Annotated in this window: 10 protein-coding genes; 4 read left to right on the top strand and 6 right to left on the bottom strand. The window is 62.7% G+C overall.

Going from position 1 to position 8,748, the window contains the following annotated elements; genetic code table 11:
* Positions 1-14: 14 nt before the first annotated feature.
* Positions 15-521 carry a DUF2155 domain-containing protein gene (locus WC739_RS23040; RefSeq protein ID WP_372955304.1) on the top strand — a complete coding sequence of 169 codons (507 nt, stop codon included), beginning with the start codon at positions 15-17 and terminating at the stop codon, positions 519-521.
* Positions 522-594: 73 nt separating this feature from the next.
* Positions 595-978: a hypothetical protein gene (locus WC739_RS23035; protein ID WP_372955302.1), complete on the top strand. Its 384-nt coding sequence runs from the start codon at positions 595-597 to the stop codon at positions 976-978.
* A 3-nt stretch (positions 979-981) separates the two neighbouring features.
* Here WC739_RS23035 and aat read toward each other — a convergent pair whose 3' ends face one another.
* The 6 genes from aat to WC739_RS23005 form a co-directional block, all read right to left on the bottom strand.
* Complete coding sequence (gene aat / locus WC739_RS23030) at positions 982-1,599, bottom strand: leucyl/phenylalanyl-tRNA--protein transferase (RefSeq protein WP_372955301.1); 618 nt, start codon at positions 1,597-1,599, stop codon at positions 982-984.
* A gap of 12 nt (positions 1,600-1,611) precedes the next feature.
* Complete coding sequence (gene accC, locus WC739_RS23025; RefSeq protein ID WP_224664167.1) at positions 1,612-2,955, bottom strand: acetyl-CoA carboxylase biotin carboxylase subunit; 1,344 nt, start codon at positions 2,953-2,955, stop codon at positions 1,612-1,614.
* A gap of 10 nt (positions 2,956-2,965) precedes the next feature.
* Positions 2,966-3,424, bottom strand: coding sequence for an acetyl-CoA carboxylase biotin carboxyl carrier protein (accB, locus tag WC739_RS23020; RefSeq protein ID WP_372955300.1), 459 nt, complete (start codon positions 3,422-3,424; stop codon positions 2,966-2,968).
* A gap of 26 nt (positions 3,425-3,450) precedes the next feature.
* A complete protein-coding gene (gene aroQ / locus WC739_RS23015; protein ID WP_372955299.1) occupies positions 3,451-3,885 on the bottom strand; it encodes a type II 3-dehydroquinate dehydratase in 435 nt (144 codons plus the stop codon).
* 136 nt (positions 3,886-4,021) lie between these two features.
* Entirely contained in the window at positions 4,022-4,825 is an 804-nt protein-coding gene (locus WC739_RS23010) for a DsbA family protein (RefSeq protein ID WP_372955298.1), read from the bottom strand.
* A 70-nt stretch (positions 4,826-4,895) separates the two neighbouring features.
* Positions 4,896-6,290 carry a M48 family metalloprotease gene (locus tag WC739_RS23005; RefSeq protein ID WP_372955297.1) on the bottom strand — a complete coding sequence of 465 codons (1,395 nt, stop codon included), beginning with the start codon at positions 6,288-6,290 and terminating at the stop codon, positions 4,896-4,898.
* Positions 6,291-6,436: 146 nt separating this feature from the next.
* Between WC739_RS23005 and WC739_RS23000 the strand changes: the two genes are divergently transcribed.
* Both WC739_RS23000 and WC739_RS22995 read left to right on the top strand, forming a co-directional pair.
* On the top strand, positions 6,437-7,585 hold the full coding sequence (locus tag WC739_RS23000) for a pyridoxal phosphate-dependent aminotransferase (protein ID WP_372955303.1): 1,149 nt from the start codon (positions 6,437-6,439) through the stop codon (positions 7,583-7,585).
* A 4-nt stretch (positions 7,586-7,589) separates the two neighbouring features.
* Complete coding sequence (locus WC739_RS22995) at positions 7,590-8,519, top strand: glutaminase (RefSeq protein WP_372955296.1); 930 nt, start codon at positions 7,590-7,592, stop codon at positions 8,517-8,519.
* The last annotated feature ends 229 nt before the right edge of the window (positions 8,520-8,748 follow it).

Here is an 8,748-nt window from a genome sequence, read left to right as displayed (position 1 = left end):
TAAGCCTGACATCGATGGGCGGCATGACCCTAGCCGCAGGCCTTGCCGTCAGCACGGGGACCTTCGCGGCCTCGCCCGAGCCGGCAACGCCCCCGCCGGCGGCGGCGGGCTCCGATCGCATCGCCAATCCCATCGCCGAATTCGCCGGCATCGACAAGATCACCGGCCGCATCATCACCTTCGATGTCTATATCGATGAGACCGTGCAGTTCGGCGCTTTGCAGGTGACGCCGCGCGTCTGTTATTCCCGGCCTCAGGCGGAGGCGCCCAAGACCGATTCCTTCGTCGAGGTCGATGAGATCACGCTTGACCGCAAGATTCGCCGCATCTTCACGGGCTGGATGTTTGCCGAAAGCCCGGGGCTGAACGCCGTCGAACATGCCGTCTATGACGTCTGGCTGAAAGAATGCAAACAGAAGTCGGATGTGCCGGCCCCCGGCGCCGCCGCGGCCGATACGGCAAAGCCGAAGGCCACCGTCGCACCTGATCAGGTCGATCCCGACACCGCGAACACCAACTGATCCTGCGGAACCGTCGCGACAACCACGCGTTGGATCACGCACGACCGCGCATCGAGGCGCCTGGAGGATTTCCATGTCGGACAGCAAGCGGATCACGGCCGGCAAGAAAGAGCTTCTTGAACTCGAGAAGGGCTTCTGGACGGGTGACGAGGCCTATTATGCAGCCAATGCCGACACTGAATGCCTGGTGGCTTTTCCGGGGATGGCACAGGCGATGGACAATGCAGATCTCGCAAAGACCGCGACCAACCCCAACCGCTGGCGTAATCTGAAGATCGATCTGAAGGGAATTATCGAGCCAGGCAGCGACATCATCATGCTGACCTACGAGGCCCATGCGAAACGCGAGAATGGCGAATCCTACGCGGCCTTGGTCAGCAGCGGCTATGTCCATCGCGTTAACGGCTGGAAACTGATGTTCCATGCACAAACACCGTTGGAGACGGAAGAGGCTTGATCCTCAGGGAAAAAAGATCGCCTCACCCTTCAGCGCTTCGGCCAGCATCTTCTCATATTTGCCGCGCGGCACGTCGACTGCGCCGAACCGCTTCAGGTGCTCGGTGGTGAACTGCGTATCGAGCAATGCGAAGCCCCGTTCCTTCAACCGTTCAACCAGATAGAACAGGCAGGTCTTGGACGCGTCCGTCTCCTTGGCGAACATGCTTTCGCCGAAGAACACCCGCCCCAGCGACACGCCATAGAGGCCGCCGACCAGCCGGTCGTCGCGCCACGCCTCTACCGAATGACAATGTCCGATCCGGTGAAGTTGCACATACGCTTCGCGAATCGGCGCGTTGATCCAGGTCGAGCGGCGTTCCTCGCGCTTCTCGGCGCAGCCATCGATCGTAGCCTCGAAGTCAAAGTCGAAACGAATATCGAACGGACTTTTCCGGATCGTTTTCCTGAGGCTTTTCGGCGTGTGGAAGCCCTCGAGCGGGATAATGCCGCGCGTCTCCGGTCGCACCCAGAACACCTCCGGGTCGCCGGCGCTTTCGGCCATCGGGAAGACGCCCGAGGCATAGGCCTTGAGCAGCAGGTCGGTCGGGATGCGATAGCCGGGCGCGTAGGGACGGGTCATCGCGCCTCCGCGCTATTCGCCTTTGGCGAGGTATTTTTCCAGCCAGTGGATGTCGTAGTCGCCATTGGCGATGTCGGCATTGCCGACGAGATCGCGAAACAGCGGCAGCGTGGTCTTGATGCCGTCGACCACGAATTCGTCCAGAGCCCGCCTCAGCCGCATCATGCACTCGACGCGATTGCGTCCATGCACGATCAGCTTGCCAATCAGGCTGTCGTAATAAGGCGGGATCTTGTAGCCGGAATAGACGCCGGAATCGACTCGGATGCCCAGGCCGCCCGGTGTGTGGAAATGGGTGATCGTTCCGGGCGAGGGGGTGAAGGTGCGCGGATCTTCCGCATTGATGCGGCATTCGATGGCGTGGCCATTGAACTTGATGTCTTCCTGCCGGACCGAAAGTCCGCCCCCCGAAGCAACGCGGATCTGTTCGTGCACGAGATCGATGCCGGTGATGGCTTCCGTCACCGGATGCTCGACCTGCAGGCGCGTGTTCATCTCGATGAAATAGAACTCGCCATTTTCGTAGAGGAACTCGATCGTGCCGGCGCCGGAATAGCCGAGGTCGGCGATGGCCTTGGCGCAGATGCCGCCAATGCGCGCGCGTTCTTCGGCGTTGAGTGCCGGCGAGGGCGCCTCTTCCCAGACCTTCTGGTGCCGGCGTTGCAGTGAACAGTCGCGCTCGCCGAAATGCACGCCGCCGCCGAATCCGTCACCGAACACCTGGACTTCGATATGGCGCGGCTTTTCCAGGTATTTCTCGATGTAGACGGCATCGTCGCCGAACGCCGCGCCGGCTTCCGTGCTGGCTGTCTGCAAGGCGACCTCGAGGTCGGCTTCGGTGAGGGCGACCTTCATGCCGCGCCCGCCGCCGCCTGCCGATGCCTTGATGATCACCGGATAGCCGATCTCGGCGGCAATGCGCCTGGCTTCCTTTTGATCTGTGACCGCACCGTCCGAACCAGGCACCACCGGAATGCCAAGGCGCTTGGCGGTGCGCTTGGCCTCGATCTTGTCTCCCATGATCCGGATATGGTCGCCGGTGGGGCCGATGAAGGTGATGTTGTGCGCGGCCAGGATATCGGCGAACTTGGCATTCTCCGACAGGAAGCCGTAGCCGGGATGCACCGCGTCGGCCCCTGTGATCTCGCAGGCGGCGACGATCTGATGGATGTTGAGATAGCTGTCGCGCGATGGCGGCGGCCCGATGCACACGCTCTCGTCGGCTAGCCTCACATGCATGGCGTCGGCGTCGGCGGTCGAATGCACCACCACCGTCTGGATGCCGAGTTCCTTGCAGGCGCGCAGCACCCGAAGCGCGATTTCGCCGCGATTGGCGATGAGGATCTTCTGAAACATCCGGCCCGCTCTATTCGATCACGACGAGCGGCATGCCGTATTCGACCGGCGAAGCGTCCTCGAACAGGATCGCCGTCACCGTGCCGGCGCGCGGCGAGGGGATCTGGTTCATCGTCTTCATCGCCTCGATGATGAGCAGCGTCTGGCCCTCCTTGACCTTCTGGCCAACCTCGATGAACGCCTTGGCGTCGGGCGACGGCGCCAGATAGGCTGTGCCGACCATCGGCGAGGTGACCGCGTTCTTGGAAAGCTCCGCCGCGGCGGGCGCCGCGATGGCGGCAGCCTGCGTCGAGGCCGGCGCATAGCTTGGCTGCGGTGCCGCGATCGCATGGACGGCAGGTGCCTGCCGCGACACGCGCACCTTCAGGTCGCCCAGTTCCACCTCGATCTCGGTCAGGTTGGTGTCGTTCAGTATGCCCGCAAGATCACGGATCAGCTGCTGGTCAACACCGGTCTTCTTTATCGACATTTTCGAGCCTTCTGTTTGTTGGCCGGTCATAGGCGTGCCGCCAACGCCTGCAGCGCCAGCGTGTAACCGAGCGGCCCAAAGCCACAGATCATGCCGACGGCGACCGGCGAGACCATGGACACGTGGCGGAATGGTTCCCGCGCATGGATGTTGGAAAGGTGAACTTCGGCGACCGGCAAAGGCGCGACCGCGCGGATGGCATCGTGGATGGCAATGGATGTGTGGCTATAGGCGCCCGGATTGATAACGATGCCGACGGCCTTGTCGCCCGCTTCCTGAATCCAGTCGACGAGGTCGCCCTCATGGTTCGACTGACGGAAATCGATGTCGAGCCCGAGCGATGCGCCGGCCTGCTTGCAGTCCTCGCCAATCGCGGCAAGAGTCTTGCCGCCATAGATGCCCGGCTCGCGCTTGCCGAGCGCGTTGAGATTGGGACCGTTCAGGACGAAAACCGTTTTCAAAAAAATCGACCTTTCCAGCGCCGACGTCAATCAGCGCGCAGGGCCCTCTATAATGGGCATAGACGCCCGCGAAAAGAGCGCAAGTGTCGTTCTTTCACTGTCCACAACAGGCGGAAATGTGTTCGTGAGCAAAAATTCAGAGCGCCGCTTTCGCTTCCTGGATCTTTTCGGCCAGGACTTCCTGTCCCAGAGCACCGAAGACGACCTCGTTGCCGACGACATAGGACGGCGTTCCGGTGATCGCCAGCTTGTTGGCCAGGTCGTAGGTCTTCGCGAAGGCCTCGGGGATCGACGGATCCTTCATTTTCTGGCGCAGCGTTGCTTCATCCGCACCCAGTGAAATCGCGGTCTTGATGGCCGTTGCCTCGGTGGCGCGTCCCTGGCCGCCGAGCAGGGCGTTGTGGAACTCGCCGTACTTTTCCGGCATCATCAGGTGGAACGCCATCGAAACGACGCTTGCCTTCTGCGAATCCGGCCCGAGGATAGGGAATTCCTTGAGCACGAAACGCAGGTCCGGATCGGACTTCGTGAGTGCCTGCATGTCGTCGATGGCGCGTTTGCAGAAGCCGCAATTGTAGTCGTAGAACTCGACGATGGTGACCTTGCCGTTCGGATTGCCAACAACGCCGTCGAAGGAGGAGTTGAAGATCTGGTCCTTGGCATTCTGGATGACGCCCAGATGGGCGATGCGCTGTTCTTCCTTCTGCTTGGCTTCGAGCGCGTCCTGGACCTCCAGGAGAACTTCAGGATTCTTCAGCAGATAGTCGCGAATGATGCCTTCGACCTCGGCGCGGTCGATCTTGGTGTCGGCGGTCGCCGCCTGGACAGGCTGTGCCGTGCCGGCCTTGGCTATCTCCGGGCTTCCGGCGACGAATCCGAAAGCCATCATGGCAAGAGCGACAGCGACGCCCGTGGTCCCCAGCAACAGTGCCTTAGTCATCGTTCCCGTTCCTTCTGCCTGTTGTCCGGCCCGCTCTGTCTGGCTGTGTCGCGGCGAGTGGCCTTGGGGTTCACTTGATCTTTTTCGATGGTGCGTAGTTTATAATATCCTGCGCGCGAAGCCAGCGCGGCTCGCCGCGCTTCATCTGCTGCTGCGCTCGCATGGCGAATATCTTCGCGTCCTTGTAGGCGCCGGAATAGAAGTGACCCTCGGCGGTGGCAAGTTCTGCGCCCGGAATGTCCCCCAGTTCGCCATAGGCCTGCGCCAGATATCGGTATCCCGGGGCGTTTTCCTTGTCGCGCCCAAGCCCGTTGTTGATCTGCACCACGGCCTTTTTCAGGGAGTCCGGCGTCCCGACGGCCATAAGCGCCTGACCCCAGGACACCGATAGCAGGCCCGACCGCGCCGGATCAAGGCTGACCGCCCTGGCATAGGCATCGGCGGCGTCCTTGGGCTTGTTCGCCTTCATCAGGATGTCGCCGCGCAACTCCTGGAAATAGGCGTTCTTCGGTTGCTCCTTGATCAAGGCATTGGTCTTGGCCAGCGCGATGCCGATGTCGCCGAACAGGTATGTCGACTGGGCGTCGCCATACCGGGCGGCGAGAGTGCCGGGCATCTTGCGCATCAGCCGCGACGCTGCGGCCTGGCCTTCCATATAGGCGGCGATCTTCACTCGCATCATGTCGTGCCGCTGCTGCAGGGCCGCCGGGTCGATCTTGTCGACATAAGGGCTCTGTTTCACCAGCACTTCGAGATTGGAGATGCGGTCCTGCGGCATCGGATGGCTGATCCGGTAGGGATCGACCTGCGCGCCCGACAGCGACAGCGCGGTCTGGAAGCGGTGGAATGTCTTCAGCATGCCCATGCCGGACTGGCCGGTGGCGTTGAGATAGGTGATCGCCGAACGGTCTGCGGTCATCTCCTCGGTGCGCTGATAGGCAAGGATGCTGCGCTGCGCCATCTCGCCGCCGCCGGCCGCGACACCCATGCCGGCCCCCGCCAGCCCGCGGCTGTTGGTGGTCGCTCCGGCGACCATGGCGCCGGCGCCAAGCAATGTCGCGATGATCGCCATCGTCTTGGCGCGTTCGAGCTGGTCGCGGAGTTTCTGCTGATGGCCGCCGGCGATATGGCCGGCCTCGTGGGCGATCACGCCGATGATCTCATTGGGCGTTTCGGCTGTCATCAGCGCGCCGGTGTTGACGAACAGGCGGCGCCCGGTGACGAAGGCGTTGAAACTCTGGTCGTTGACCAGCACGATGTCGATGCCGTCATTCGCCAGCCCCGCGGCCTTGAAGATCGGCCGCGCATAGTCGCGCACCAGCGCCTCGATCTCGGCGTCGCGCACCACCGGCACGCTCTGGGCGAAGGCCGTGACCGAACTCGACACCGCGACGGCAGCCGCGAGCAAAAGCGTCGTGAAGACACGCGCTGCCGGGGCAATCGTCGATCTGGGTCGGCTGAACATGACGTGTCCACTGGTAGACGAGCGGGCCAAGGATGAAAAGTCGGCGCCGGAAAACTTCCTCAACTTGTGATCCTCACATCAATCGGGCAATTGTGCGGCGCGGCCGCCAGGGCTTGGTGCGGCGGCCGCGGGAAGATGGGTTGAAGATGGTCGTTTCGCTCTCACGCCGCGGCAATGTCGAGCCGTTCCACGCCATGGATATTCTGGCCGAGGCAAACCGGCTGAAGGCGCAGGGCGTTTCGGTCATCTCCATGGCGGTTGGCCAACCCTCCGATCCGGCGCCGGCCCGCGTCCGCGCCGCTGCGGCCGAGGCGCTGCGGGACGGCCGAATCGGCTACACCGACGCGCTCGGCCTTGCGCCGCTGCGCAAGGCGATCGCCGGACACTACGCCGATCACTACGGCCTCGATGTTCCCCCCAGCCGGATCGCGGTGACCACCGGGTCGTCGGCGGCCTTCAACCTTGCCTTCCTGGCCATGTTCGATCCCGGCGACCGCGTCGCCATCGCCGCGCCCGGCTATCCCGCTTATCGCAACATCATGGCCGCGCTCGGCATCGACATTGTCGAGATTGAGCTCGACGATGCCGCCTATCTGCACGCCGGCCATCTGGAAACCGCGCACCGCGAAAAGCCGCTGAAGGGTGTCCTGTTCGCCAGTCCCGCCAACCCGACCGGCGCCGTGATCCCGGCGGATGAACTGGCGATCCTGGTGAGGACGGCGGAAGAGCTCGGCATCGCCGTGATTTCCGATGAGATCTACCATCGCCTGGCCTATGACGCGCCCGACACGACCGCGCTGGCCTTTGGCGGCGGCGTGACCGTGATCAATTCCTTCTCGAAATACTATTGCATGACCGGCTGGCGCATCGGCTGGATGGTGTTGCCGGAGGCGTTGGTCCGGCCAGTCGAGCGCATCGCCCAGAGCCTCTATATATCGCCGCCGGAACTGTCGCAGATCGCAGCGATCGAGGCGTTCGCCGCGACGGCGGAGTTGGAGGCGGTCAAGGGCCGCTACGCCTGGAATCGCGAGTTGCTGATGAAGCGCTTGCCGGAACTCGGCTTCCCGTTGGCGGCACCCATGGACGGCGCCTTCTACGCGTTTTGCGATGTCACCCGGCACACCAATGACAGCATGGCCTTTGCGCGAAGGATGCTGGCGGAAGCGCATGTGGCGGCGACGCCCGGCCGCGATTTCGACACCCAGGCAGGCCACCGCACCATGCGCTTCTCCTACGCCGGCAGCCATGACGACATGGTCGAGGCGATGGCGCGCATCGAAAGATGGCTGAGGTAGCATCATGCCGGAATTGGAGCAGGCGCTGGCCGAAGTCGCCACCGAAATGGCCGAACGCACCGATCGCGGCGCTGTCGCGTCCTATATCCCGCAGCTGGGCAAGGTCGATCCGAAGAAATTCGGCATCGCCGCCGTCACCAATGAGGGCCGCGTGCTGACGGCGGGCGATGCCGAGCAGGCCTTCTCGATCCAGAGCATCTCGAAAGTGTTCACGCTGACGCTGGCACTCGGCAATGTCGGCGACGCGTTGTGGAAAAGGGTCGGGCGTGAACCGTCTGGCAATCCGTTCAACTCGATCGTACAGCTCGAGCACGAGAACGGCATTCCGCGCAATCCGTTCATCAATGCCGGCGCCATCGTCATTTCTGACATCCTGCTGGCCGGCCATCAGCCGCGCGAGGCGATCGGTGAGATCCTGCGCTTCATCCAGTTCCTGGCCGACGACGACACGATCATCATCGACCGTGAGGTGGCCGCGTCGGAGCGCGCAACTGGATATCGCAACTTTGCGCTCGCCAACTACATGAAATCCTTCGGCAATCTGCAGCATGAGCCGGAGTTGGCGCTTGGCGTCTATTTCCACCACTGCGCCATCGCCATGAACTGCCGCCAATTGGCGCTCGCCGGGCGCTTCCTCGCCAATGGCGGCAAGAACCCGGCGACCGGTCATTCCGTGGTGTCGCCAGAGCGCGCGCGCCGCATCGGCGCGATGATGCTGACCTGCGGCCACTATGACGGCTCCGGGGATTTCGCCTTCCGCGTCGGCATTCCCGGCAAGAGCGGCGTCGGCGGCGGCATATTGGCCATCGTGCCGGGCGTCGCCTCGCTCGCGGTGTGGTCGCCCGGCCTCAACGCCAACGGCAATTCCAAGCTTGGCTCGATCGCGCTGGAGAAGCTTGCCAAACTGATGAACTGGTCGATCTTCGCGCCCTAGATCAGTCCACCGTTGCAAGAAAACGGGAACTACACTGACCCTTTGTTTTGACGCAACTCCGGAAAGCGCCATGCTGTTTCCGGGAAGACCGCACACACCTGTCCTAGAGCGTTTCCTTCTTTTAGAGAATCGTAGGATTCCCATCGAGGCTTGATTGTGATTCAAGATGCTGGCTGGATTGGAGGCCAGCATCTGATGACGCGAGCGCTTTCAAATGATCTTCGTGAGC

The organism is Mesorhizobium sp. (assembly GCF_041661565.1).
Classification (GTDB): Bacteria; Pseudomonadota; Alphaproteobacteria; order Rhizobiales; family Rhizobiaceae; genus Mesorhizobium.
The sequence above is the reverse complement of the archived record's forward strand: the minus strand, read 5'-3'. Positions and strand labels throughout refer to the sequence as shown.

Excerpts from the sequence above, each read along its gene's own strand:
- WC739_RS23040 (WP_372955304.1), top strand. The coding sequence starts at position 15 with ATGGGCGGCATGACCCTAGCCGCAGGCCTTGCCGTCAGCACGGGGACC.
- WC739_RS23035 (WP_372955302.1), top strand. The coding sequence starts at position 595 with ATGTCGGACAGCAAGCGGATCACGGCCGGCAAGAAAGAGCTTCTTGAA.
- aat (WP_372955301.1), bottom strand. The coding sequence starts at position 1,599 with ATGACCCGTCCCTACGCGCCCGGCTATCGCATCCCGACCGACCTGCTG.
- accC (WP_224664167.1), bottom strand. The coding sequence starts at position 2,955 with ATGTTTCAGAAGATCCTCATCGCCAATCGCGGCGAAATCGCGCTTCGG.
- accB (WP_372955300.1), bottom strand. The coding sequence starts at position 3,424 with ATGTCGATAAAGAAGACCGGTGTTGACCAGCAGCTGATCCGTGATCTT.
- WC739_RS23010 (WP_372955298.1), bottom strand. The coding sequence starts at position 4,825 with ATGACTAAGGCACTGTTGCTGGGGACCACGGGCGTCGCTGTCGCTCTT.
- WC739_RS23005 (WP_372955297.1), bottom strand. The coding sequence starts at position 6,290 with ATGTTCAGCCGACCCAGATCGACGATTGCCCCGGCAGCGCGTGTCTTC.
- WC739_RS23000 (WP_372955303.1), top strand. The coding sequence starts at position 6,437 with ATGGTCGTTTCGCTCTCACGCCGCGGCAATGTCGAGCCGTTCCACGCC.
- WC739_RS22995 (WP_372955296.1), top strand. The coding sequence starts at position 7,590 with ATGCCGGAATTGGAGCAGGCGCTGGCCGAAGTCGCCACCGAAATGGCC.